The sequence below is a fragment of the Novosphingobium marinum genome, assembly GCF_013408095.1.
GTDB classification, from domain to species: Bacteria; Pseudomonadota; Alphaproteobacteria; order Sphingomonadales; family Sphingomonadaceae; genus Novosphingobium; species Novosphingobium marinum.
This window is the reverse complement of the sequence record NZ_JACBZF010000014.1, coordinates 1-25,264: the sequence shown is the minus strand read 5'-3', so window position 1 is coordinate 25,264 and position 25,264 is coordinate 1. Positions and strand designations below refer to the sequence as shown.

Here is a 25,264-nt window from a genome sequence, read left to right as displayed (position 1 = left end):
TGGGGCTTAGCGACCTCCGGCGGTAACGGCCATCATGCGGTTCTTGAAATGTTCTCGCTTAGCGTTGTCTGGCGTACCTTCCACGCGATGCCCTCTTTTCGCCCTCCAGAATACCGCCACGGGCATAATGGACAGCGGGGTGCTGGACCAGGCACGGCGCATCGCGATGGAGCTGGATCGCAACCTCGTGCGCGGCCAGTTTGGCGAGTTCGGGATCGATGCCGGACTGGTCGAGAGGGGCACCCGCGACTTCTACCGCCAGTTCCGTCAGCCTGCCCATGATGACACCATTGCGCTCGCCAGCAGGGTTGCTGCCACGAGCCTCATGGACGTGTCCAAGGTTCGAGATGCCCTGACGGGCGTTTCCTCCGACTGGGCCAGAATTTCAGACGAGTTTGGCAGTGCCACATCCGTTGCGCGGCTTCATGAGTATGGCTTGGCTGTCGCCCGCGCCGATCCCTTTTCGGAGCAGGTTTCAACGCTCTTGCGCGGTGGTCTTGGCGACTGGCGGCGCTTCGACATTCCGGATGTCGCTTCCATTCTCGACATACAGTCGCGACGCAGCATCTATCGCGAGATCGGGATGGAGCCGGGCCTTGCCGATTTCACGCCCGACGCCTTCGACGAAATAACCGCGAGCGCGGGTCTGGAGCGGGAACCGGGTGCGGAGAGCAGCGACGAGGAGGACCGTGCTGCAAGTGCATTCCGGACCATAAGGCGTCTTGAACAGCAAGTCCGGGACTTCATCGAGCACCGCCTGCGCAGCGTTTTTGGCGACAACTGGGAGAAGAGCCAGATTCCCGGAGACATGCGGAAAAACTGGGTCGCAAAGCGGGAAGATGAAATCAGGCGGCAGCGCCCACCCCGCCCCCGCCTGATCGATTATGCGGACTTCAGCGACTACTGGATGATCTTCGAACGCAAGGACAATTGGGAGCAGGCCTTCTCCGGAGTGTTTGTCCGCAAAACCGATGTTCAGGAATCCCTGTTGCGGATTGCACCGGTCCGCATCGTTACGAGTCATGCTGCAATCGTGACACAGGACGACGAAGTTCTTTTGGGCATCGAGGCGCGTCGCATTCTGAACGCCATCCAACGCAGCGCCTAGCAGGAATTTATCACCCAAGAATCACGGTTTGTTCTTGCCATTTGGGAACATCGCTGTCACTGCGTCAAAAAAATACCCAGAGGGGGACTTTTGATGACGAACAGATCGCCCACGCCGTTTTCCCAGCTCCGCACGCAGGCGGGCATCAGCATCGAGGCGCTGGCCGACATGGCCGGGTTTTCGCCCCGGACGGTCTACCGCTGGGAAAACGGCGAGGTAGCTCCCCGCAGAGCCGCCACCGAACTCCTCAAACGGATCATCGCCGACCGGCCATGCGAAACGGCGCGGGGCGATCCTGCCTTCCGCTTCATCGACCTGTTCGCGGGGATCGGCGGCCTCAGGCGCGGCTTCGAGCCGCTTGGCGGAAAATGCGTATTCACCAGCGAATGGGACAAATACAGCGCGGCGACCTACCGCGCCAACCATCCGCATGACGATCACGAGGTTTCCGGCGACATTACCGGAATCGAGGCAGCCGACATTCCCGAACATGACCTTCTGCTGGCAGGTTTCCCCTGCCAGCCCTTCTCGATTGCAGGCGTGTCGAAGAAGAACGCGCTCGGCCGCGAGCACGGTTTCGCCTGCGAGGCGCAGGGAACGCTGTTCTTCGACGTGGCGCGGATCATCGCGCACCACCGTCCCCGCGCTTTCCTGCTGGAGAACGTGAAGAATCTCGTGAACCACGACAAAGGCCGGACCTTCGAGGTCATCCGGCGCGTCCTGACCGACGAGCTGGGCTATGACATCCACTGGAAGGTGATCGATGCGCGGTCATGGGTGCCGCAGCACCGCGAGCGCATCTTCATCGCCGGTTTCCGCGAACCGGCGGATTTCAGCTTCGCCGACATGCCCCTCCCCGACCCGCTTCACGGGCCGCGCGTCGGCAGCATCCTCCATCCGGAGGATGGCAGCGAGGCACCCGAGAAACCCTTCACCGAAGGCAATATCGGGCGCGTGAGCGCGCGTTATTCGCTCAGCGACCATCTTTGGCAGTATCTCCAGGATTATGCCGCGAAGCACCGCGCGAGGGGTAACGGCTTCGGGTTCGGGCTTGTCGGCCCCGACGACGTAACCCGCACGCTCTCCGCCCGCTATTACAAGGACGGTTCCGAGATCCTTGTCGAGCGGGCGCGCGGCAATCCGCGCCGCCTCACCCCCCGCGAATGCGCGCGGCTCATGGGATTCGACGGGCCGGACGGTGGGGACTTCATCATCCCGGTTTCCGATACGCAGGCCTACCGTCAGTTCGGCAACGCCGTTGCCGTCCCGGTCGTGCAGGCCGTGGCGCGGCACATGGCCCCTGCCCTCGGCATTGCAGCGCCGGAGCCGGTGGAGGCGCGGCTTGCCGCCTGACGTGGTGGACGCGGCTACCCGCAGCCGCATGATGGCAGCGATAAAGGGCCGCGACACCAAACCCGAAATGACCGTGCGGCGCGGGCTTCACCGCAGGGGCTTCCGCTTCCGGCTGCACGACCGCGCCCTTGCCGGACGGCCCGACCTCATTTTTCCGCGCTACCGTGCGGTCATATTCGTGCATGGCTGTTTCTGGCACGGGCATGACTGCCCGTTTTTCCGCTGGCCCAAATCGCGGCCCGAGTTCTGGCGCGGGAAGATCGGCGCGAACATCGAGCGCGACCGGGCAGCGGGGACCGCGCTCAGGGCGGCGGACTGGCGCGTGCTGACCATATGGGAGTGCACATTCCGCGGTAAGACCCCGGAGCAGCACGAGGCCGCGCTTGACGATGCGGCCGCGTGGCTTTCCGGCAGTTCCGGGGAGGCCGAGATCAGGGGAGACAACAATGGCGCTGGCTGACCTTTCGGACTGGATGGACGACCATTCCGGCGACGGCTTCGTATGGTATGTGAAGCGCCTTTCCGGGAACGATACGCTCGCCAACGGTGCCCACCAGGCCGGTCCCTACATCGCGCGCGACTTCCTGTTCCGCATGTTCCCGGCGATCGACCGGACGGATGTGAAAAACCCCGATACGCGGTTCGACCTCTATATCGATTCCCATGCCGATTACCGCGAGGTCCGCGCGGTCTACTACAACAACAGGTTCCACGAGAACCCGGATGGTGGCCGCAACGAAGCACGGCTGACCAATTTCGGCGGCGCGTCATCGGCGCTGCTCGATCCCGACAGCACGGGCGCGCTGACGGTGTTTGCCTTCGCGCTCGATGATGCCGGAGCCGCTACCGGGGCGCATGTCTGGGTATGTCGCCACGGCACCGAGGAAGACATTGTGGAGGACCGGATCGGCCCGGTGGAGCCGGGCCGCTATGTCATATGGCCACCGGGCGCGACCGGCGGCACGCTTTCGCTGTTCACCCCACCCGCGCAGACGAGCTGCTGGATTGCAGCAGCAGACATGCCGCCGGCGTGGCTGGCAAAATTTCCGACCGGGGCCGAGATTGTCGAGCGGGCAGTCGAGCTGCGCCCCCTGCCCGGCCTCGTTCCCGACCAGCGGCTCCTGAAACGGCGCGACTGCGAGTTCGAGATATTCCGCAGTGTGGAGGAAGCGATCGAGCTGCCCCACATCACCGCAGGATTCGCGAACGTCGAGGATTTCATCGCGCGGGCGCAGACCATCCTCCAGCGCCGCAAGGCAAGATCGGGACGTTCGCTCGAGCTTCATGCCCGCGCGATATTCCTTGAGGAGCGTCTGGCCGAAGGCACGCAGTTCTCACATCAGCCGGAAAGCGAGTCCGGCAAGCGGCCTGATTTCCTGTTTCCCTCGCAGACAGCCTATGCCGACAGTGCGTTCCCGGCCGACCAGCTCCGCATGCTGGCGGTGAAAACCACATGCCGTGACCGCTGGCGGCAGATTCTCAACGAGGCCGACCGCATCCCTTCGAAGCACCTGCTGACCTTGCAGGAGGGCATTTCGGAATCGCAGTTCAACGAGATGAGCGGTGCAGGCGTGCAGCTCGTCATCCCCGCTGCGCTGACCGAAAAATTCCCCAAATCGGTGCAGCCCCACTTACAGACGCTGGAGAGCTTCATCGGAGATGTGCGGCTGCTCCGGCAGGGTTGAGCCTAGGAGTTGCCATGTGACAGGCCGGGCGCGCCCCTGCCGGGACCGCGCTCTGTCTCCGCTTCGCTGCGATCGAGCCGCCTTGCGCCGTCTCGCCCCTTTCGGGTGACGATCGCTCGCGCGTCGCTGGCACTCCAATTGAGCGGGAGGATTCGAAGGACGTGCTCTGTCCCGCGCCTTTGGCGCTCCTGAGGGCGCGGCATCTTTGAGCTGACCCGCTGGCACGCCTGCCTCTCTCATTGCCGGACGCCCGCTGGCGCACGGATCGCGCGCGCAGGGCGTCCGGCGGCTTCGCGCCGTCGCAGGGGTGCCGTTGCCCGTTTTTGCCGCCCGGGCGGCTTCCTGGCGCTTCCCAGCGCCGTTTTCGTGCGGGGGGAACGCCAAGGGCGTCGCCCTCTCGTTCCCGAAGCCAAATAGCCGCCCCGTGTGGCGGGCTTCGCCCGCTGGCCCGCGCCAAGGCGGCGATTGGGCATCCCCCTCCCCCTCCCATCCTCGCCGGAGGGCAGAGCCGCAGGCCGCAGGCCGCGGCTTCGCCGGAAAAGGAGACAAGGGACATGACCAATCAGACCAGCAGCAAGCGCGCCGATCCTTACGCGCGGATCACCGACCGCATCCTCGCCGAGCTGGAACGGGGCGTGCGGCCCTGGATGAAACCATGGAGCGCCGAGACGTTGGCGGGGCGGGTGACGCGCCCGCTTCGATCGACCGGCGAACCCTACGCCGGAATCAACGTTATCCTCCTATGGATGGAAGCGGTGGCGAACGGCTACGCCTCGCCCACGTGGATGACCTACAAGCAGGCGCAGGCCCATGGCGGGCAGGTCCGGCGCGGCGAGCAGGGCGCGCCCATCGTCTACTATGGCAGCACCACGAAGAAGCCGGAGCAGGAGGCGAACGGCAGTCTGGAGCTGGAGGGCGAAGGCCGCGAAATCCGGTTCCTCAAGACATATCACGTGTTCAACGTGGCGCAGATCGACGGCCTGCCCGAGCGGTTCCATCCCGAACCTGTGGAGGCCCCCGCCCCCGCGTTCAAGCGCATCGAGGCGGCGGAGCGGTATTTCGAGGCCATCGGCGCGCGCGTGGCACATGGCGGCAATCAGGCGTTCTACATGATCGGCGAGGACCGCATCCAGTTACCCCCCTTCGAAGCGTTCCACGACGCCGAGGGCTACTATGCCACGAGGGGCCACGAAACCGTTCACTGGACTCGGCACGCATCGCGGCTCGATCGCAGTTTCGGGCGCGAGCGTTGGGGCGACGAAGGCTATGCCCGCGAGGAACTGGTCGCGGAGCTGGGATCGGCGTTCCTTGCCGCCGACCTTGGCCTGGCGCTAGAGCCGTGCGAGGATCATGCCAGCTACATCGCGAGCTGGATAAAGGTTCTCCAGAACGACCGGCGCGCCATCCTGTCTGCCGCCGCCCATGCCGAACGCGCGGTGCGCTACCTTCATTCGCTGCAATCGGCCGAAAGGAGGGAAGCCGCCTGACGGCGCAGGAGCGAAGCCGCCCTTCGGGGCGGCCAAATCTTTTGTCCACCCGCCCTCCCCGCGCGGCCGCGCCATGGCGCGGCCGGAATGGGGTGGTTTTGCGACAGTCGGCTTTGAGCCATTTTCTAGCGAAAGCGGACTGTCGTGCGACCCTTGGGCGCCGTTCTTCTAAGGACCACCACTTGCAGGAGGTTCATAGCCAGAAAATTTTTTAAGATGAGCTTCGCGTCTCGGACAGTTGCGCGCAGCCTTACGCGGCCTGATGTGTCAGAACCGGTCGATTTTGAACAAATCCATTGCTCGACGCTAAAAATTGATCGGACGTAAGAATGGTCTCACGCACAACCTTGATTTGGGGGAGTGGGTCTCAGCACGGACAACGACCTGTTGGCCGTTCTTCCTACAGCCTAGTCAGGTCTTCGATATGCATTGAGTTGATCTGATAAGGGGTGCCTGGGCAACTGCTAGTATCAGGCGCTTCGGCACGAAGCGGAGCAGAACGAGGGTCGAGCGGTTCAGTTGGGTACGGCCCTCCTTCCCCTGTAACAATTGAACCGAATGGTATTCTGCGGCCATCGTCAGCTATAATCGAATACCCTTGTTCCTGTTCTTCAACTCGATAGCCAGGTTGAAAGAGAGGAATTGCTACTTGGTCGTCTTGAACTGCAATTTTTGATTCTCTCAGCATTTCTTCGCCAAGCACGATAACCACGCATCCATCGCGCTCAGCCAAACGGCCGGTGTATGAACTGAAGGAACCCATCTCCGGATCGCCGCTGAAATACATCATTAATGGCTGCTGGCTGCCGCATCCTGTCAGCAAAGCTATTGCTGAGAGGATGCAAGTGCCTCGAAAAATAGCCGACCCTTTAATCATGGAACGACGAACGTGCTGGTACCATTTCGCCAGACGTTTATTGTCATTGGCGCGAAGTCGTTCACACGGTCGAGTGGCATGTATACGAACCAACAGTCAGTGTCCGACGTTTGATTATCACACGGGCGTTCACCTCGATCAGGGAAAACGGGATTGACCGCCTTCTTATTGGACCCGTGCAAAATTCCCGCTGCTTGGACTTGGTGATAGCCAGAGGCGGAATGAGTGCTGTGCGTGTCGTTTCGACTTCGCCAACTGCAAAGCGGGAGCGCCTAATTTGAACGAAAGATCGCAGTTGTGCTGGAATAAGTTTTCTAATTTGGGAGTCGAATTGATCAGATGCCATGCTGAGCACCACCTTATAGGTCGGCTCATGCTGAATTTATAAGCCTAGAAAGGCGTCTGAGTATGCCTCGGAAAGCTGGACCGAGAGAGCCTCAGCCTCTGCCTGGCGATCGAGCCTGCTTTGAGCTTCTGAGGCGGACAGGTTGAATTTACGTTCAAGGAAACTTTTTCCGCCTGTGGGCTGCTTGCCCCTTTCGATGCCTTCAGGCGCTGGGAGGTTGGTTGGTCCATCCTGAGCTTGAGCCGTCACCGCTGCGGTGCCAATTAACGTGGCAAATAGAGCTAAATGCTTAAAGCGAATGGCCATCACGACCTCCTTCGTCGGGTTACTTGGTCCTAACTCCAAATAGGGATCGCGGTTCCAGAGCACCTTTTGAACAAACATTTGATGGGGGAAATGCGAATTCTATTTTTTGGCGTCCGGCGCGCGTTAAAGAAAGTCTGCACGTCGGACCGCTAGTTGCCATAGCTTACAGCGCTATTGATCGGCCACTTACCGGTTCAGCCACCTGCGCCAATTGCATCCGCCGTACCGGTTCCAGCGCCGTCTGCCGCTCGCCCGAACGCAGCTCGATCGCGTCGGCCAGCTTCTCGTGGCTGTCGGTATAGATCGCCGTATGGTGCCACGCGCGGCAAATTGCGGCATAGGTGCTCCTAACGTCCACCGTCATCGCGCGGTGGCTTTCGAGATGGGTCATCGACCGGTCGGCGGTCGCACCTTGCTTCCAAGCACCGTACCTGCCTACTCGTGGCGAACATGACAATCGTCGTATGATAGAAAGTTCAACGCTGACCGCTAACAGGAATTAATGATCGCGGTTGGGTCGATCGGGCGTCCGCTTTTGGAACTCGAAAAATACTATGCAAACGTCCGCAATGGGGTCTATTCTGTTGAAAAAGTCCCACTTGAGATCGGCGTGAAGTGCTGATTCAGTGCTCGCGCAGCAAGTGGAGATCAGGCGGATGATGGGCGAGCGGACGGTGATGCAGGAAGCGCTGTTCTACAGCTTCCGCATTGAGGATCATGTGCCGGGCGATCACCTTTTGCGCGCGATCGACCGGTTCGTCGATCTGGCGGGTATCCGTGAACATTTGAAGCCGTTCTACAGCGCGATGGGGCGGCCCTCGATCGACCCCGAGCTGATGATCCGAATGCTAATCGTCGGCTATTGCATGGGCATCCGCTCGGAGCGGCGGTTGTGCGAGGAGGTGCATCTCAACCTCGCCTATCGTTGGTTCTGTCGGCTCGATCTGGATGGCGCGGTGCCCGATCACTCGACGTTCTCGAAGAACCGGCACGGGCGGTTCCGCGACAGCGATCTGTTGCGCAAGCTGTTCGAGACGACCGTGGAGCGCTGCATGGTTGAGGGGCTGGTCGGCGCCGAGGGGTTCGCGGTCGATGCCAGCCTGATCCGGGCCGATGTGCACCGGCAGCGCTCGGTGCCGGGCGAGGAAGGTCTACCGCCCGACGTGGCGGGGCGCGCGGTCGCCGAGTATCTCGATGTGCTCGACGATGCCGCGTTCGGCGGAGCGACCCCGGTGACGCCCAAGCGGATCAATCTCACTGACCCCGCCTCGCGTTGGACCGCGGCGACACGCGGATCGGCTTTCTACGCCTACAGCACGAACTATCTGATCGATCTCGACCATGCGATCATCGTCGATGTCGAGGCGACGACCGCGATCCGGCAGGCCGAGGTCCTCGCCCAGCGCCGGATGATCGAGCGCACGCAAGACCGCTTCGGCCTGTGGCCCGCAAAGCTGGTGGCCGATACCGCATACGGTTCGGCTCCGAACCTTGCCTGGCTGGTCGAGGATCGCGGGATCGAGCCGCATATCCCCGTGTTCGACAAGTCCGCCCGCCGCGACGACACCTTCGAGCGATCGGCCTTCACCTTCGATCATGAGGATGACAGCTATACCTGCCCTGGCGGCAACCGACTGCGCCCATCGAACCGCAACTTCAGCACGCCGCGTTCGCGCGTCAACGCCGATGGCTTCATCCGCTACCGGGCCCGCGAGAAGGACTGCGGCGCCTGCCCGCTCAAGCAGCGTTGCACGCCGAAACTGGCAGCACGCAAGATCATGCGCTCGGTTCACGAAGGCGCGCGTGACCTGGCACGTGATATCGCCACCAGCGATGCCTATCTCGTCTCGCGCCGACAGCGGAAGAAGGTCGAGATGCTGTTCGCGCATCTCAAACGCATCCTCAAGCTCGACCGCTTGCGCTTACGCGGTCCGAATGGAGCAAAAGACGAGTTCCACCTCGCCGCCGCGGCCCAAAACCTCCGCAAGCTGGCCAAGATGAAGCCGATCGTGGGCCTCGCGCCCGCCTAAGCGGGATCGCAACGCCGCTCGCCCGGTGTCCGCCGCGATCCACACCGAGCTCCGGCAGCGACTTCTTCAACAGAATAGGGTCGGAAGCTGCCAAAAAACACATTTGAGTAAGTGAGTGAATGAGCGTATACACTGTTGAGCAAAAACTCAAAGGTGTAGCATGGCGGTCATATCCGTTTTGAATCCAAAGGGTGGCAGCGGGAAGACGACGCTGACCACCAATCTCGCGCAGGCGCTCCATCTTCGCGGCAACAAAGTGCTGATTGTCGATAGTGACCCACAGGGTAGCGCGCGCGACTGGCATGCAGCGAGCGAGGCGAACCCCCTTCCCCTCGTTTCACTGGACCGCGCGAACAACATCAAGACGCTTTCGAGCATGACCGAGAGCTACGATCATATCGTGCTGGATGGAGCCGCGAAGCTCGAAGACATCATCGCGGCCGCGATCAAGGCGAGCGACTTCATCCTCATTCCGGTTCAGCCATCGCCCTATGACATATGGGCCGCGTCGGACCTGGTGGACTTCATCAAGGCCCGACAGGAAGTGACGGACGGCAGCCCACAGGCTGCATTCGTCATTACCCGTCATATCGAGGGGACGCGGCTCGGCGACGATGTGCGCAAGGCACTCGATGAATACGAGCTGCCGGTATTTCGCACGGCCATCACCCAGCGCCAAATCTATCCGCAGACAGCTTCGGAAGGGCGCACGGTGCTCGATGGCGACAACGCGAAGGCTCGCGACGAGATCAACGCGCTGGCGGACGAGCTGATCGCCATGATGCCAGATACCGGACGCGGGGAGAAATAGCATGGCATTGACCGCCAAACGGCCGAGCAGAGGCGATGAGGCGCGCAAGCGCATCATGCAGGACATCAAGGAAGGGTCGGAGAGAAAGCGCCGCCTGAATGCGGAGATCGAGGATTCGCTTTATCGCCGCATCAAGATCAGGGCGGCGGAGGAGAACCGCACCATATCCGAGATCACCCGCGAACTATGGGTTGAGTTTTTGGGTGATTGACCATTTACTCAAAAGTGTAAACGCTCAATATCCGTTCCGACCACGCTTTTCGAACCATGACCGGCAGAAGCCGAGAAACGCCCGATCGGGATTCTTGGGCGGTTCCTTCTGGCGAGCCGCATAGCTTCGCCATTCGTCCGCCAGAACCGACACGTCCCATGTTGGCGCGACCTCGCGAGCGCGTTCGAGCGTCTCGGGTGACAGTGGAATGATGTAGGCACCCGACAAACTGTCCTGTTTGGGGGGAGGGGCGTATTGGTCGAGAAAAGACCGCTTGGGGGTTACAGTCAGCACGTCTCCCATAAGCCGAAAAGCATAATCCGGCATGTGGTCATGCTCTTCATCGGCCTTGCAGATCGCGCGGACGAGGCGGCGAAACTCTTTTTCCGAGGAGGTCGAGCCGCTGCGGGCCTTCAGCTTTTCAAGGCCGCATTTCCATTCTGGCTGCGTCCCGCAATGCTTGCGGGCCAATTCATACAGACGGCGCTCAAGTGGCTTGCGGAGCTGGAAGTAACGGCGGTTGAGTGTCAGGACATCATTTCCGGCGATCGCGTTGAACGTCCAGTCCGAGAGCGTCACTTCGAGATCGAGCATTCGGCCGTCGCGGGTTTCCCGGACGATCCGGTAGCGATCGATCAGGCTGAAACCGTCGATCTGTTCGACACCGCCGGTCGTAATGTTGGTTTCGATTTGGGTTCCTTGGAGACGTTCGAGCGCGGCCTTCAAGCCCGTATAGCCGGTTCCGGCCGTCGGCCTGTTGGTAGCGACGAGCAGGTCGAAAGCCTTGAAACGAAGGGTCCGGTGGACCTGCTTGCCGTCCTTGAGCGCCGCCATGACCTGCGAGATGCAGTAGATCAGTACATCGCGATCGTGCATCGTCGCCAGACCGATCATGTTCGGGCGGATTTCCACATAGCTTTCGCCATCGGGCGCTTCATAGCGCCGCTTTTTCGTGTCGGGCTTGGTGGACAGGGTGAAGATGGGATGCGCCATCGAGGCCATGTCGCCCTTCGGCGCGGCATCGAAGATATCGCAGACGAAGAAATCTCCCTGCTCGTGCCTGAGCGGGAGGAGGGGGGTCCGTTCCGGCTTCGTAGTTTCACCCACCATCGGGGCATTCGTAATTTCACACACCGGAGATGGCAAGACATTCGTAATATCACCCACCGAGAATCGTAATTTCACACACCACCTTTCGTAATATCACCCACCGGCAATTGCGAAACGAACTGATTCCGCGCTCGTTCTCAACAGGTTAGAGGAAGGGGTGATTCGCGTAACACAGAGTCTAACACCCATTAACACCCCTTAGGGCAGCAGGTTACCGCACACTCGCGCGAAAAGAAGCAACGTCGGAACGAAAGCCTAGTTTCGCGAATACCTACCGCCTCACTCCCAACGTCAGGCGCTGCACTATCGTCATTTCGTTTACGGTTCGCGCTAGAATCCGCGATGGAGCACCGAGAACAACCGTAGCAAGCGGCCTTCGGCCGCAGGCTATCCGAGGGGTGCCAGAGCCGATCCGAAGCACTCCAAAACAGACGGCAACGCGGGTTGAGAAGCTCGAATAGGGAGATGAGAAAGGCAACCGGGATCGTGACCGGATCCCGGTGCGATATCGCCGTTCATGCGTTGATCGGTTGAGGCGACGCAGGGAAATCATCGAGAGGAGGCGACAATGGCATGGTTCGACTGGTTGACCGGGATTTTCACCGGCCCGGGCACGCCGGAAGCGCCGCCGCCGATCGAACCGGTCGAGATCAATCCCGCGACCGGCCTGCCGATGACCGGCGGCGTGGACGTTGGCGGCAATCCCTACGGCACCGACCTTCACCGCCCGCACGAGGATCATGTCTGGAGCGCGTATGACGATCATGCGCACCATTCGACCCATGATCATTGGAACGACTGGTCCAATCCGGCGGGCAGTCAGGATTCCTGGTGCGACTGGTAGCGCCGCAGCCGTTTCGCGCGCCCGAGCCGCCAGCGCAGCCTCGCGAAATGCGTGCGCCACGACAGGCGGGGCAGGGACCGCAGGGACGTGGGATCGGGCGTGATGCCTGCGCGCTGGCAGACTTCGCGCATTTCCCGGTTATGTTTCACCGCCGTGACCCACCCGTTCACTTCGCGCACGACCGCCCGTGTGGCGTCGAGATCGGCCGAAGCGGGCAATCTGGGATACCAGGCCCAGATACCGTCCAGATCGGCTTCCCTGAGCGTCAGGGAGAGATGCAGGTCGATATATTCCTGGGCAGTCCGATGACTGGCATCGAAAGCGAGGCGCTGCGCGCCAGCGATGTTATCGTATTCGCGCAGGAGGTCAGGATCGGGCAGGCCATCACCCATGCGCCGTTCGAGTTCGCGCAACCGGTCAGTGCGATCGTCGAACTTCGCGGCCCAATCGGGATCATGGCTTTCAAGCATGGGACTACCGCCCCCGATCCACGCGGAACGCACTCTCGACATGCCCATGCATCGCGGCGAGAATGCGCATCATGCGCGGACCTCCACGAACCGTTCCACCACCGCCGTTGACGCAATCGAACCCTTGGGTGGGCGAGGGCGAGGAGCGGGTGCATCGTCTGATGACCCGCGAACGGTTTCCCTATCTTCACGACCTGCTCGCCTCGACCGCCAATCAGGACGAAATTGAAATCTGGGAAAGCCTCGATAGCCGGATGACGCATTGGCAGGGCCGCGACTGGCGAGGCGATACCGAGATGACTTCGGCGCTGGCGGCCGAGGCGCGCCGGTTCGATAGACGCTATCCACCCGGCAATCCGAAGCGGCAATCGGCATGGTGGGCACTGGGAAGCGAGGCGGCGGCGGAGTTCTATGTCGGCCCGTTGTTGCGGGAACTGGCGGGGATCGACCGGCGATAGCCATCGTCACCGCCCCACGCTGACGCCGCCGGACCCTTCGACCCGCGCGTTCGCATCGGTGCCCTGCGTTCCTGACTGCGCCTCGCGCTGGGTGAGGCTGGCGGTGGAAGCGAGGCGCAGGTTGACCGATTGCCCATTGATGCGGGTGTCTCCGAACCACACGCCGCCTGCGCGGGTCCAGGTAAGGCCGCGCGCGTCGGCGACGAAATCGCCCGCGCCCGAGTGGTAAAAATGGATGTTGCCCGAGCCGGTCAGATCGGTGGTGAAATGTCCGCCGACGACCTGATCAGCGGCATCGTCGAGCATGGTCTTGAGCGTTCCCACCGGCATCGCCTGGAACGCTGCCAGCACACGGGCGCGCGCTTCGTCGGGATCGGCGAGGCGGTTCGTGCCGAGCCGTTCGTCGATCGCGGCGAACACGGCGTTGGTGTAGATCGCCGAAATCGCCAGCGCCTCCATGTAGCGCAGGTGCAGTTCCTCGTCGTATCGAGGGGGAGGGCGGTTGCGGTTGAAGAACGGCGTGTCGAACCTGGGATCGACTTCGCGGTCATCGATCGCATGGACTTCCCAGCCCTTGCGCGAAAACAGCGCCAGCAGCACTGGCGCGGCGTAGACCATATGCGCGGCATCGAGCGGGGTCCGCTTTCGCAGCTCTGCCTGATCGAGCGCGGCGAGGCTGGCGCGGGTGGGAGCGAGAGAGGCGGCGAGCTGATCGGGCAGCGCCGCGATCGATCCATCGGCGTCGCGACCGAACACGGCCCCGGTGATGTCGTAGTCGTTTAGCTCGCGCGCGCGCATGTCCGCCATGAACGCGTCCGCCATGAGGCCGAGGGCGGGCATTTCATGGGTCTTGCCGGATTCGAACCCCAGCGAGCGGACCCGCTCCCACAGGTTGGAGAGCGAGGAAGTGGACCCGGCGCTTTCCGAGGCCGATCCGGAGACCGAGGGACCGCTGTTGCTGCATCCCGCGAGCATGAGCGCGACCGGGATCGAGAAAGCGAGGCCAGCGCGCGTCATCGTGCTTCCTCCGCCACGAGCTGGCGCAGTTCTTCCGCGTCGGCTTCGAGCGTGTCGCTGGACCCGGCGAGCTTCGCTTCGAGTTCCCCGAGCCGAGTCCGCAGGCGCGCCAGTTCGGCGATGCTTTCCGGGTCGCACGTTCCGCGCTGCTCACCTGACAGCGCCGCCCAGTCGCGCTCGAAGGTCTGGTCGAAGGCCGCGCGATCGGCGCGCACCGCGACCGTATCGCGTTCCACCCGCACATCGACATGCTGTTGATACGTTACCGCGAGCCAGGTCAGCACGGCCGCGATGGGGGAGGCGACGAGCGCGCCGGAAGCGAAGCCGCTCAGCGCCATGATGGCGATCCCGAAGCCGGTATCGGAGCGTTGTCGGGCGAGCTTTCAGCTCGCTGTAGTTTGATCCACACCCTACGCACGCGTGCTCCCCCGAAAGAGTGGTCGATATGTAGGCTGTTCAGCCCGTCCCTTTCCGGATATATCAGGAAACGCTACGGAAACCTACGCGAATTGCGTGAGGATCGAGTGTAGGCGGGTGCGTATACGGTGCGGTCCCGCCGGGGAGGGCGGATTGGCGCGGGTGATGCTGACCGGACGGGTGACGGAGCCGCAGGCGGATGCGTTGAAAGCGTATGCCGAGAGTGCGGGCCTGCCCCTCTACCAAGCCACCGTGCGCGCGCTGGAGCTGGGCATCGCGGCGCTTGCCGAACCTCAGGACGGCGAGCCGGTTCAGGCGGCACCGGCCAGCCTCGACAGCGACGCCATCGAGAGTTTGCGCGCATCGATCGAGAAGATGATCGAACGGCATGAGACGCAGGACGACATGCTCTCGCAGATCGTCATGCGCGCCGACTTGAGCGACCGCCTGACCCAGCGCGCGCTCTACGCGGCGGGCGCGGCCTATGCCGCCGCGCTGGCGGGGCCGGGGGAAACCGAGAAACACCGCGCGGAGATCGCGCGGGACGCGGACAGGATATTCGCGCGGCAGCTTGCCAAGGTGCAGGAGGGATGACGCATGGGTATTAAGAAGACAGAGGTGGTTCGAACAGTTTTTTCGTTGTTGTGCACGGCTTCGCTTGCAGGGTGCGCCACCCAAACAGCTCCGTCAGTACACAGAGTTGGCTCTTCGCAGTATCTCTTCATTGACTCCGCGCCGCCGACCCCATGGCCGACGAACCCACCGCCCGCGCCCAAAACGCTCGACAGTTTTGCGCGGCGGACCAGCACCGGAAGCGAGGAAGATCGCGCCAGGGCTTGGGCGGAAGCTAATGGTCCCGAGGATTTCCAGCAGGAGGTGCAGCGTCTGATGCAGCTTCTGCCGAGGGTCGAGCCGGACAATTTCGTGCAGTTGCGTCTTGTTCGCGACGAGAGCGTGCAGACCGATCCGGCACCGCTGTTGGGTGCCGAGATATGGTTCCGAGAAGATGCGGCCGCGACGCTGGCGCGATATACGAGAGATGATCGGTTCTTCGCGCGCGAGGGAGGGCTTTCCCAGGCTGACATGGAAGTGCGCCGCGAGCTGTGGCTCGACAGGCTCAAACTGATTGATTCGTCGTATACCTTGTCTGGTGATCCGACGACCGGACGGATCGACATCGAGCTTGGCATTACCGAAACCGCATTCCGCGAATTGGCCAGCGGGCAGGGATGGTCTTGGGACAACGGGGTGCGCTTTACGTTCGCCTCCGAGCAGCCACCGGCTTTTCTGGACGCATCGCTGGAAAGCCAAGTGCGGGCATTCGTGCGAGAGCCATCGGCTCCTATCGTTCAGCTTCTCGCCCTTACCATTGGCACGATCGTTCTAGACGATGGCTGCTTTCGTTTGAAAGACGAAAACGGGAAGCCCGGACCGCTGGTTATGTTCGGCTATGACACTCAACTGGTGAGGGACGGCGAAGGATACCCTACCGTGATCCATGGCGATAATCGTTATCGGATCGGCGAGGTTGGTGCTTGGGGCGGGCCGAACCAAGTTCGATCCGGCTCGCAGGAAACACGGGCTTTGCGAGCCGCCTGTGGCGATGGGGAGATCGTCAACGTGGGAAGTCCGCAATCGCTGCGGCTGTTCGCGCTACCCTTTCCTGACTGGGTGCTCGATTACGCGCGGGCCAAATCCCTATCCTACGATGATGCCTGGGACGAGGTTATTGATTGCATGGCGAGGAACGAGAAGCGCGGTCGCTTCGGCTTGGAGGCGCGCAATGCATGTATCGATCAGTTCAATGACCGCTAGCCGCCTTCCTTATGCGGTGCTGGTATTTGGTTGCCGGTTTGCCAGCGCGGTCAAGGCTTTACGTAATTCGCTGCTCCGAATTTTCCTAGTTTTGATCCTCGGTGTGATGATCTCCAGCTGCAATGGCGCGCCGGAACGCCAAGATGCCGCGAAGCTGTCGCCCGAAACAAACCGCCCAATCACCTCATTGCGAGAAATCGAAGGGTTCTGGCTCATTGAGCGGTTCGAAGACTTTGAGCCGTCTTGGCGCAATGAGACACCTTGGCGAAGCGCCTATGTGCAGATCGGCGATGATTTTCTGACTTACAAAGTGGGTTGCAACCAGTCTGGCAATCCCGCCGCCATCGATCGGAACGGCATTCTTCGGGACACGGGCGATGGTTCGCGTATGCAGACCTTGCAGGGGTGCGGGGACATTCGCGAAGCACGCGATGGCCGTTTCTTCGCATTCTTCGGCGGCAATCCCCGAGTACAGGAGTTCGGCGAGGACCGCATTCTGTTGCGAAGCGGCGAGCGCGAGCTCGTGCTTATCCGGCCAGACCGTTGGCGCCAGATCCACAAACCGGAGTTCGCCGAGATCGAAGGTCGCTGGGTTCCCCAGATGTCGACGACTTATGATGGCTGGGGATCAGAGGGGTTCGGGATAGGCGACAATCCGGGAGTCGTGACTATCGGGCGCAGTTACGTCACATGGTCGCTATGTCCCAATCTGCCGGTTCCGGTCCGCTGGACCTCCGACGCGCGGCTCGCGGCGGCTACCGCGATTGATATAACCGATTGTCCCGCAGTGGCTCGCACGACGAGCAATGGGCCTGGTGCCGTCATGACGATGTTGACCGCCGATCCCGTGGTGATCCGAACCGGACCCGACCGGATCGTGATGGTCGATGGATCGGGCGAGAAGGGTCGCCGAATCGATTTCAGGTCGGAGGAGAGCGTCCTTGACCCGCCTCCTCCACCACCGCCGCCAGAAGGATACGAACCACCCCCAATCCCGCCATCGCCTCCGATTCCAGATAATGGTCGGACAGGCTGATGGCCACCCGCGCCGAACTTCTCTCCCGTGGCCAGGCGAGCAGGAACCGGCAATGGGCGGGGCGGGGTGCCCGCGCGCAGGTGGCGGCGATTCTGTTCCTGGTATGCGCGGGCGTGGGCGCCTTCGCGGGATGGACCACCGCGCCCGAGCTGACCCAGCGCGGCGCGGCGCTCTATGCGAAAGTGCAGTGGAAGGAGTTCGCCGACCCCTTCGCGCGCAATCTCGAATCCGCAGAGGCGCGCAGCCGGGTGTCGGTGCGCGACGCGATCCTTGCCGAGGACAGCCCGGCGACCCGCAGCTTTCATTCGCTTCTGTGGCGCATGGGATTCTTCGCGGTGCTGACCGGCCTCGCGATCGGCGTGCCCCTCTATCGCTGGCGGCGACGCGAGTGGTTGAAGGAAGGCGAGCGCGCCGGGCGGGACCGCACGGTGCGCGGCAGCGAGCGCGTGAGCGCCGAGGCGCTGGCCAGACTTGTTCCGCCCGCCCAGGGGCCGCGCCCGGTGACGATCGGCGGGGTGCCCATACCGGTTCGGGAAGAAGCGCGCCATTTCCTGTTCGCGGGCGCGACCGGCACCGGCAAGACCACCGCGATCTTCGCCATGCTGGACCGGGTTGAGGCGCGCGGGGAGCACGCCTTCGTGCATGACGTGGATGGCGGCTATGTCGCGCGCTACTACCGCCCGGAGCGCGGCGACATCATCCTCAATCCCTTCGACGCGCGCTGCGCGTCGTGGAACCCGTTCGATGACATATCCTCGCCAGCGGACGCCGACCGGCTCGCCGCCGCGATCGTCGCCAAGCCCAAGGGCGGATCGGGCGGCGATGATGTCTGGTATGATCAGGCGCGCATCGTCGCGGCCGTCGTCATCCGCCGCCTGTGGGAAGAGGGCAGGGGCACCATCGCCGCGCTCGAACATGCGCTCGGCACGATGGACGCGAAGGAGCTGCGGGAATTCACCAGGGGCACCGAGGCGGCGCGCGTGTTCCAGGAGGACGCCGAGCGGGCGACCAGCAGCGTGCTGTTCTGCCTTGCCGATGCCTCCAAGATCATGAAGCGACTCAACACCGGGCAGGGCGATCGGCGGCCGTTCAGCTTCGATCGGTTCTATCAGGGCTTGCCCGGTCACGAGGGCGCGAAGCCGTGGATATTCCTCGCGTCGAGGAAGCGCAGCATCGATGCCGCGCGCCCTTTGCTCGGATGCTGGCTCGAATGCGCGGTGGCGGCGATCCTCGATCGGCCGACAGACAGCTCATCTGGGAACCCGCCGCGCGCTTGGCTGGTGCTGGACGAACTGCCCGCCCTGCCGCGCGCGGGCAGTCTGCTGACCCTGCTGCCCGAAGGCCGCAAATACGGCGCGGCCTGCGTCATCGCCTTCCAGGCGATCGGACAGCTTCGCGAAACCTATGGCCCGCACGCCGCCGGAACCATAGTCGGGCAGGCGGGTACGCAGCTCGTGATGCGGCTTGGCGATCCGGAATCGACCGCGTGGGCGAGCCAGCTCTTGGGCAAGTCCGAGGTCGAGGAGCACCGCGCCAGCGCAGCGCTCGACAGCGACGAGCTGAGCGACCGGGGATCGCTATCGACCATGCGGCAGACGAAACCCGTGGTGCTCGACAGCGAAATCGGCGATCTTGCTCCGCTCACCGGATTCCTGCGTCTGTCCGGCCTGCCGGTCGCCAGGGTGACGATCCCGCGCGGCCACATGGACCGTTCGGATATCGCCGAACCCACGGTTCCGCTCGCGGTCGCCACCGAGACGCGGGCGGGCGGTTCCCCGTCCGCCATCCTCCCGGCGGGCGGGGGCCGCGTCGCCGGTCCGGACCATGATCGCACCGCCGGGGGGGCGCTGTAGCATGGTCGCGAGCGTCGCCGCCCTGTCGAGCGCCGCGCAGGCATCGAGCTATTACGAGGCCGACGATTATTATTCGGAAGGCGGGGAGGCTCCGAGCGCATGGGAAGGCGAGGGCGCGAAGGCGCTGGGGCTGACCGGCGAGGTGGACCGCGCCGTGTTCAAAAAGGGATTGGAGGGCGAGCTGCCCACCGGCGAGACGCTGGGCACCATGCGCGACGGCGAGCGGCAGCATCGGGCCGGTTGGGACATGACGTTCAGCGCGCCCAAATCCGTATCCATCATGGCCGAGGTGGCGGGCGACCGGCGGCTTGTCGCTGCGCATGATCGGGCCGTCAGGACCGCGCTTGGTTACATCGAGCGCCACGGCGCGGCGACCCGGATCAGAAGCGGCGGCGAGGTCCGCACGGTCGAGACCGGCAAGCTCGCCATCGCCACCTTCCGTCACAATACGAGCCGCGCCCAAGACCCGCAGCTCCATACCCATTCCGTGATCCTCAATGCCACGCAGGATCGCAGCGGCGAATGGCGCAGCGTCGAGAGCCTGTCCTTCTTCCGCATCTACCGCGACGCGGGCGCGATCTACCGGCAGGCGCTGGCGCGGGGCGCGCGCGAATTGGGTTACGCGCTTCGCGAGGGCAAGGGATCGATGTTCGAGCTGGCGGCGGTGCCCGAAAAGGCGATCCGCGAGTTCAGCGCGCGCGGCAACCAGGTCGAGGCGGCGCTGGCGGAGCGCGGCAAGACCCGCGCCGAGGCGACGGCGGCCGAGAAGGCAACGCTGACCCTCGCCACGCGCGAGGCGAAGCAGGATGTGGGCCGCGAGCAGCTCGTGCCGGGCTGGCGGGCGCAGGCCGACGCGGCGGGGTTCGGGGAAAAAGAACGGACCGCGACCATCGCCGAGGCCGAAAAACGCGCCGCGACGATGACGGCCGAGCGCGGCCCGGCGATGGAGGACCGGGCCGCCATCGTCGCGCGGGAGGCGGTGGAGGCGGCGGCGCGGCACCTGTCCGAGCGCGAGGCGGTGTTCGGAGCCGCCGCGCTTGAGCGCCACGCGGGGGAGCGGGCGGGGGGGCTGGCCAGCGCCGCGCAGATCGCGCGCGCGGTCGATCGGGCGCGCGGCGCGGGCGACCTCATCGCCCGCGACCAGGGGGCGAGGGGACGCGGGTTCACCACCCGCGAGGCGGTGGCGACCGAGCGCCGGATGCTCGCCATCGAGGGCGATGGGCGCGGCAGCGTCGCGCCCGCGCTGGACAGGCAGGAGGCGCTGCGCGCCGTGACCACGGCGGCGTTCTTCAGCCAGGCAAAGGGCCATTCCTGGACCGAGGGACAGCGGAGCGCGACGATGGGGTTGCTGACCAGCCCCGACCGCGTGAGCGGCGTACAGGGCTATGCCGGGACCGCCAAGACCACCACCGTGCTCGCGACCTATGCGAGCGGCATGAGGAAGAAAGGCTTCGAGGTCCGCGCGTTCGCGCCCACGGCGGCGGCGGCCGACCTCCTGGGCGCGGCGATCGATGCGAAGGGCGATACCGTCGCCAGGGCCGTGCTGACCGGCGAGGGCATCGTGATGGAAGCCCGGACGCGGCCCGAGGCCTGGATCGTGGACGAGGCCTCGATGGTGAGCGCGCGCGACATGGCGAAGATGCTGTCGATGGCCGAGCGCGCCGGTGCCCGCGTCGTGCTGGTGGGCGATGTCAAACAGCTCGGCAGCGTGGAGGCGGGCCGCGCGTTCGGCCAGCTCCAGGACGCTGGCATGAAAACCCATGTGCTCGACGCGATCGTGCGGCAGTCGAACGACCTCACCCGCGAGGCGGTGGAGGCGACGATCGCGGGCGATGGTGCCCGCGCGCTTGCCGCGCTCGACAAAGGCGGGGGCCTGATCGCCGAGATCCCCGAGGCCGGGGATCGGCGCGCTACGATGGCCCGCGACTTCGCCGCATTGAGCCCGAAGGAGCGAGCCGGAACGCTGGTCATGGACACCACGCGCGAGGGACGCGAGCTGTTAACCGAGGCGATCCGCGCCGAGCTGCGCAAGGACGGCACGATCACCGGCGACGGCGTGCGCATGACGACGCTGGAGAACAGGGGGCTTACCCGCGAGGAAGCGCGTCAGGCGAGCGGCTACGAGACGGGCGACGTTGTGACGTTCCGGCGCGACTACGAGCGCCAGGGCGTCACGAAGGGGCAGGCCTACAAGGTCGATGCCATCGACCGCGACAGCAACCGCATCACGCTTCGCGACCGCGACGGCCGCGCGATCGACTGGCGGCTCGACAGGTGGGGGCGGGGACAGTCCGAGGCCCATGCCGAGAAACAACGCGAGTTCGCGCGCGGCGACCGGGTGCAGTTCACGCGCAACGACCGCGAGGCGGGCCGGGTCAATGGCCTCACCGGCGAGGTGACGCGGATCGACGCCGAACGCCGCGCCATGACCGTGCGCGACGCGCGCGGCCAAGAGCATCAGCTTTCGCTGGACCAGACCCGCGATCGGCATCTTCGCCACGGGTGGGTGGGCACCGTGCATGGGAGCCAAGGCGCGACGGCCGACCGCTCGATGACGCATCTGGAAAGCCACCGCGCGATGACGGTGGACGCCAGAAGCACCTATGTCGCGATCAGCCGGGCGCGGCAGCACGCGGCGGTCTATACCGACAGCCGCGAGAAGCTGGCCGATGCGATCGAGCTGCGTTCGGGTGATCAGGCGACGGCACTTGGACCAGCGCGTGCCGGGATGTCGATTGAGTAGCCTAATGAACGCGTCTCGACCATGAGATAGGATGACCCAAGGCAATATCCTACTAAACCGATCACCCTAAACTGACATTGACATGTCTCGTCGCTGATCTAAGCGACCGTCACAGCAAGGGTGCCGTTCACGTGCCGCCGTTGGGCGGTTCGGGGGAACGGTGAAAAGGGAAGTCGGTGCGATTCCGACGCTGTGCCCGCAACCGTGACACGATCTTTCAGATCGTCAGTCGGGAACCTGCCTTTGCCGTCGTCCGCGCCCGGCCGGGTTCAGCCGTAAGCGCGTGGCTCCGGCTGCGCTGTGCACGCCGCGATCCTCCGTGACGACCGTCATGGAGAAAGATCGATGTCCAATTTGTTGTTCCTTGCTGCCGCCGCTGCATCCGTATCCGCACCGGCAAGTCCGCCCGATACCGAGGGCGATACCACTTCCTCGCCGACACCCGACATTATCGTCACCGCCTCACTTGAGCCGGTGCCGCTTTCGGTGGTTGCAGAATCCGTCACTGTCATTGACCAGCAGCGGATCGATGCGCTAGCGCTACCGCTCGTCACCGACGTGCTGAGGTTAGTGCCTGGCGTCGCGGTATCGACTTCCGGCGGACGAGGCCAACAAGCCCAACTTCGCATTCGCGGGAACGAAGCCAACCACACCCTGCTTTTGATCGACGGCATCAACTTCAACGATGTCGCCGCTGGTAACGAAGCGCGTTTCGAGACGTTGGTTGCCGAGGGGTTTAGCCGGGTCGAGGTCGTTACGGGCCCACAATCAGCCCTTTATGGGTCGGAGGCCTTGGGCGGCGTCGTTTCGCTTCAAAGTCCCGATCCAATCGGCGCGCGCCGGTTCGTAGCGGCAGGCGAATACGGCAGTCACGACTTTCGGCGCGGGGCGCTCTCTGGATCATTCGGTTCGGACCGTGCAGGTGTTTCGGCGAGCGCGTCCTATCTGCATGACGACGGAATCGACGTGCTGGGCGGGGGCTCCGGCGACCGGGATGGCTATACCAACTACACCGTGAGCATGAAAGCGGTGGCGCGGCCAGGGCAGAACGGGGAGCTGGGTATCGCCGGGCGCTACATCGATGCAAAAACTCAATTCGACGGCACTGATCCTGTTACATTCCAGCGCGCCGACACGCTCGACAATTCGACGACCAGAACCGGAGGCCTACGCGCTTGGGCAAGATACGGCCTTGATGACGCGCCTTTCTCGATCCAGACGGATGGACAATATCTACATAGCGAAAACAGCAACTTCAACGCCGATACCCCGCTCAACCGTACCAGCGGCAGTCGCTTCCGCGTTGGTGGGCAGGGCACGGTCCGGTTCGCGGGACAGACCCTGATTGCCCGTATCGAGCGGGAGGACGAGCAGTTTTCCGCCAGCGATGTGCAATTTGGTGGTTTCACCGATCAGCGGCAAACGCGTGGGCGCACCGCCTATGTAATCGAATGGTTGGGCCGGTTCGGTGATCGCATTGCTACCGACCTTGCGGTGAGGCATGATGATTTCAACCGCTTCGCCGACGCCACCACATTTCGCGCCGGCGTCGTGGTACGGGTGAGTGATGCCCTTTCAGCCTACGGCAATTACGGCGAAGGTATCGCGCAACCGACCTTCTACGATCTCTATGGTTTTTTCCCCGGTAGCTTCATCGGCAATCCCACTTTGACGCCAGAGCGCTCGCACGGATTTGAAGGCGGACTACGGTTCACTTCGACGCGAGTTACCGCAAGCGTCGCAGCCTATCGCAGTTGGCTCCGCGACGAAATCGTCGGCACTTTTGACTCTGCGACTTTTCTGTCATCGACAGCGAATTCCACCGGTCGCAGTCGGCGTCAGGGAATGGAGGCGGCGTTAGAGGTGAGTCCCTCCACCGGCCTGCGCATCGGTGCCAATTATACCTATACCGACAGCCGTGATCAGCAGGTTGCAGGAACAGCGAGAGTGCGCGAGGTGCGGCGGCCCGAGCATGCTGGAAATCTATACGGCGATTGGACCTCGGGCCGACTGACAATTGGCGGCGCGCTATCCTATGTGGGCCGACGCCGGGATACCGATTTTGATCAGTTCCCAGCACTGGCAGTGACATTGGACGACTATTTGCTTGCAAGCGCGAATGCCGCGTTCCGGCTTACTGACAATGTGGAAGCATTCGGGCGAGTGGAGAATGCTGGTAACGCAAGATATCAGGACGTGATTGGGTATAGGACGCCGGGCCGCACCGTTTACGGCGGTATTCGAATTCGTCTCGGCGGCTAAGAGTAAGGCCGCCAGTATTGAGCAAATTTCAGATCGGGATCGTTGAAAACAAGATTCTCGACGATCCCACCCTAAGGGTCAAAACCGAACGGTTCTGACACCTAATCCACAAGCACGCTTTTCCGCGCCGTTGCGGGTGTCACAACCCCGTGTCAAAGAGATCGCGTGCAAATCGGCTATGCCAGAGTGTCCCGAGGGGACTCCCAAGACCTGGACCCGCAGCTCCGCGCGCTGACCGACGCGGGCTGTTCGATCATCTACCAGGAAGAAGCATCGGGCGCGAAATCCGATCGTCCCGAACTGGCGCTGGCGATCGCCGCGTTGAAGCCCGGCGACGTGCTGACCGTGTGGAAGCTCGACCGGCTTTCCCGTTCACTTCGCGACCTTCTGTTCACGCTGGAGGCCATCACGGCGGCCGAGGCCGGGTTCCGGTCGCTGACCGAGGCGGTCGATACCACCACGCCCGCTGGCCGGTTGATGACGCAGACCCTTGGCGCGTTCGCCGAGTTCGAACGCGCCATGATCCGCGAGCGGACCATGAACGGCCTGGCACACGCTCGAAAGGCCGGAAAACATATCGGCCGCAGGCGCGCCCTCTCCCCCCAGCAGCGCGCCGAGATCATCGAGCGCGTCGAGAACGGACAAGGCTCCCCCGCCCAGCTCGCCTCGCTGTTCCGTGTGTCTCGATCGACCGTGCAGCGGGTGCTGCGGGAATACCGCGAGAAACTTACCAGAGAGGCTGCGGGCGCATGAATGACGCCATAAACAGATTCATGGAACAGCAGCGCGAAAGGGACAGGCTGCTCAACGAGGCGATCGGCGGAAAAAGCTACCTCAGCACGCTGGATGCTGACTCTGCCATCACCAAAACCATGCGGGATTTGGTGGAAGGCCCATCAATCGCCAAAATGATGGGCGGCGACAGCCTTTTCGAGGGCATAGCGTGGATGGTACGCTAAACAACGCTAAGGGCGAACAATCAGCGAACGCTTAGGCGGCGCGGCTATCCGGCGGCAGATTGAGGG

The 25,264-nt window shown here is 63.4% G+C and carries 25 protein-coding genes and 1 riboswitch; of the genes, 18 read left to right on the top strand and 7 right to left on the bottom strand.

Annotation, left to right across the window (positions count from 1 at the left end):
- Positions 1 to 139 precede the first annotated feature (139 nt).
- From FHS75_RS17375 to FHS75_RS17355, 5 genes are all read left to right on the top strand, one after another.
- On the top strand, positions 140 to 1,108 hold the full coding sequence (locus FHS75_RS17375; RefSeq protein ID WP_179408914.1) for a hypothetical protein: 969 nt from the start codon (positions 140 to 142) through the stop codon (positions 1,106 to 1,108).
- 93 nt (positions 1,109 to 1,201) lie between these two features.
- Entirely contained in the window at positions 1,202 to 2,461 is a 1,260-nt protein-coding gene (gene dcm / locus FHS75_RS17370) for a DNA (cytosine-5-)-methyltransferase (protein ID WP_179408913.1), read from the top strand.
- Entirely contained in the window at positions 2,451 to 2,921 is a 471-nt protein-coding gene (locus tag FHS75_RS17365; protein WP_244959147.1) for a very short patch repair endonuclease, read from the top strand. The genes dcm and FHS75_RS17365 overlap by 11 nt, the downstream gene beginning before the upstream one ends.
- A complete protein-coding gene (locus tag FHS75_RS17360; RefSeq protein WP_179408912.1) occupies positions 2,908 to 4,146 on the top strand; it encodes a type II restriction endonuclease in 1,239 nt (412 codons plus the stop codon). Before FHS75_RS17365 ends, FHS75_RS17360 begins: the two co-directional genes overlap by 14 nt.
- Before the next feature lie 554 nt (positions 4,147 to 4,700).
- Positions 4,701 to 5,633, top strand: a complete 933-nt coding sequence (locus tag FHS75_RS17355; RefSeq protein ID WP_179408911.1) for an ArdC family protein — start codon at positions 4,701 to 4,703, stop codon at positions 5,631 to 5,633.
- A 400-nt stretch (positions 5,634 to 6,033) separates the two neighbouring features.
- Here FHS75_RS17355 and FHS75_RS17350 read toward each other — a convergent pair whose 3' ends face one another.
- The 3 genes from FHS75_RS17350 to FHS75_RS17340 all read right to left on the bottom strand — a co-directional run bounded on the left by FHS75_RS17350 (position 6,034) and on the right by FHS75_RS17340 (position 7,553).
- Positions 6,034 to 6,423 (bottom strand): hypothetical protein, encoded by a 390-nt coding sequence (locus tag FHS75_RS17350; RefSeq protein ID WP_179408910.1) that lies wholly within the window; start codon positions 6,421 to 6,423, stop codon positions 6,034 to 6,036.
- Positions 6,424 to 6,892: 469 nt separating this feature from the next.
- Complete coding sequence (locus FHS75_RS17345; RefSeq protein WP_179408909.1) at positions 6,893 to 7,162, bottom strand: hypothetical protein; 270 nt, start codon at positions 7,160 to 7,162, stop codon at positions 6,893 to 6,895.
- A 163-nt stretch (positions 7,163 to 7,325) separates the two neighbouring features.
- On the bottom strand, positions 7,326 to 7,553 hold the full coding sequence (locus FHS75_RS17340) for a hypothetical protein (RefSeq protein WP_179408908.1): 228 nt from the start codon (positions 7,551 to 7,553) through the stop codon (positions 7,326 to 7,328).
- Positions 7,554 to 7,818: 265 nt separating this feature from the next.
- Between FHS75_RS17340 and FHS75_RS17335 the strand changes: the two genes are divergently transcribed.
- The 3 genes from FHS75_RS17335 (at position 7,819) to FHS75_RS17325 (ending at position 10,214) form a co-directional block, all read left to right on the top strand.
- Complete coding sequence (locus FHS75_RS17335; protein WP_179408915.1) at positions 7,819 to 9,192, top strand: transposase; 1,374 nt, start codon at positions 7,819 to 7,821, stop codon at positions 9,190 to 9,192.
- A gap of 160 nt (positions 9,193 to 9,352) precedes the next feature.
- Positions 9,353 to 10,003 (top strand): ParA family partition ATPase, encoded by a 651-nt coding sequence (parA, locus tag FHS75_RS17330; RefSeq protein ID WP_179408907.1) that lies wholly within the window; start codon positions 9,353 to 9,355, stop codon positions 10,001 to 10,003.
- Between the two features lies 1 nt (position 10,004).
- Entirely contained in the window at positions 10,005 to 10,214 is a 210-nt protein-coding gene (locus FHS75_RS17325; protein WP_179408906.1) for a hypothetical protein, read from the top strand.
- Between the two features lie 24 nt (positions 10,215 to 10,238).
- Here the strand turns inward: FHS75_RS17325 and FHS75_RS17320 are convergent, their stop codons facing one another.
- The gene (locus FHS75_RS17320; protein ID WP_179408905.1) at positions 10,239 to 11,324 is read right to left on the bottom strand and encodes a replication initiator protein A; all 1,086 of its coding nucleotides are present in this window, start codon (positions 11,322 to 11,324) and stop codon (positions 10,239 to 10,241) included.
- 568 nt (positions 11,325 to 11,892) lie between these two features.
- On the opposite strand from FHS75_RS17320, the gene FHS75_RS17315 reads away from it, so the two are divergent.
- Positions 11,893 to 12,168, top strand: coding sequence for a hypothetical protein (locus tag FHS75_RS17315; protein ID WP_179408904.1), 276 nt, complete (start codon positions 11,893 to 11,895; stop codon positions 12,166 to 12,168).
- On the opposite strand, the gene FHS75_RS17310 is transcribed toward FHS75_RS17315, so the two are convergent.
- Positions 12,144 to 12,638 carry a hypothetical protein gene (locus FHS75_RS17310; protein WP_179408903.1) on the bottom strand — a complete coding sequence of 165 codons (495 nt, stop codon included), beginning with the start codon at positions 12,636 to 12,638 and terminating at the stop codon, positions 12,144 to 12,146. The genes FHS75_RS17315 and FHS75_RS17310 overlap by 25 nt on opposite strands.
- Before the next feature lie 161 nt (positions 12,639 to 12,799).
- Between FHS75_RS17310 and FHS75_RS17305 the strand changes: the two genes are divergently transcribed.
- A complete protein-coding gene (locus tag FHS75_RS17305) occupies positions 12,800 to 13,096 on the top strand; it encodes a hypothetical protein (RefSeq protein WP_179408902.1) in 297 nt (98 codons plus the stop codon).
- A gap of 6 nt (positions 13,097 to 13,102) precedes the next feature.
- Here the strand turns inward: FHS75_RS17305 and FHS75_RS17300 are convergent, their stop codons facing one another.
- The gene (locus tag FHS75_RS17300; protein ID WP_179408901.1) at positions 13,103 to 14,113 is read right to left on the bottom strand and encodes a hypothetical protein; all 1,011 of its coding nucleotides are present in this window, start codon (positions 14,111 to 14,113) and stop codon (positions 13,103 to 13,105) included.
- Complete coding sequence (locus tag FHS75_RS17295) at positions 14,110 to 14,451, bottom strand: hypothetical protein (protein ID WP_179408900.1); 342 nt, start codon at positions 14,449 to 14,451, stop codon at positions 14,110 to 14,112. Before FHS75_RS17295 ends, FHS75_RS17300 begins: the two co-directional genes overlap by 4 nt.
- 232 nt (positions 14,452 to 14,683) lie before the next feature.
- On the opposite strand from FHS75_RS17295, the gene FHS75_RS17290 reads away from it, so the two are divergent.
- The 8 genes from FHS75_RS17290 (at position 14,684) to FHS75_RS17255 (ending at position 25,198) form a co-directional block, all read left to right on the top strand.
- A complete protein-coding gene (locus FHS75_RS17290) occupies positions 14,684 to 15,124 on the top strand; it encodes a hypothetical protein (protein ID WP_179408899.1) in 441 nt (146 codons plus the stop codon).
- 3 nt (positions 15,125 to 15,127) lie between these two features.
- Entirely contained in the window at positions 15,128 to 16,345 is a 1,218-nt protein-coding gene (locus FHS75_RS17285; protein ID WP_179408898.1) for a hypothetical protein, read from the top strand.
- Positions 16,314 to 17,381 carry a hypothetical protein gene (locus FHS75_RS17280; protein ID WP_179408897.1) on the top strand — a complete coding sequence of 356 codons (1,068 nt, stop codon included), beginning with the start codon at positions 16,314 to 16,316 and terminating at the stop codon, positions 17,379 to 17,381. Before FHS75_RS17285 ends, FHS75_RS17280 begins: the two co-directional genes overlap by 32 nt.
- Entirely contained in the window at positions 17,381 to 19,234 is a 1,854-nt protein-coding gene (locus FHS75_RS17275) for a type IV secretion system DNA-binding domain-containing protein (RefSeq protein ID WP_179408896.1), read from the top strand. The genes FHS75_RS17280 and FHS75_RS17275 overlap by 1 nt, the downstream gene beginning before the upstream one ends.
- Before the next feature lies 1 nt (position 19,235).
- A complete protein-coding gene (gene mobF, locus FHS75_RS17270) occupies positions 19,236 to 21,977 on the top strand; it encodes a MobF family relaxase (RefSeq protein WP_179408895.1) in 2,742 nt (913 codons plus the stop codon).
- A gap of 111 nt (positions 21,978 to 22,088) precedes the next feature.
- Positions 22,089 to 22,227: riboswitch (cobalamin riboswitch) on the top strand.
- A 95-nt stretch (positions 22,228 to 22,322) separates the two neighbouring features.
- Entirely contained in the window at positions 22,323 to 24,239 is a 1,917-nt protein-coding gene (locus FHS75_RS17265; RefSeq protein ID WP_179408894.1) for a TonB-dependent receptor plug domain-containing protein, read from the top strand.
- A 165-nt stretch (positions 24,240 to 24,404) separates the two neighbouring features.
- Complete coding sequence (locus FHS75_RS18225; RefSeq protein WP_179408893.1) at positions 24,405 to 24,992, top strand: recombinase family protein; 588 nt, start codon at positions 24,405 to 24,407, stop codon at positions 24,990 to 24,992.
- The gene (locus FHS75_RS17255; protein WP_179408892.1) at positions 24,989 to 25,198 is read left to right on the top strand and encodes a hypothetical protein; all 210 of its coding nucleotides are present in this window, start codon (positions 24,989 to 24,991) and stop codon (positions 25,196 to 25,198) included. Before FHS75_RS18225 ends, FHS75_RS17255 begins: the two co-directional genes overlap by 4 nt.
- Positions 25,199 to 25,264: the final 66 nt, after the last annotated feature.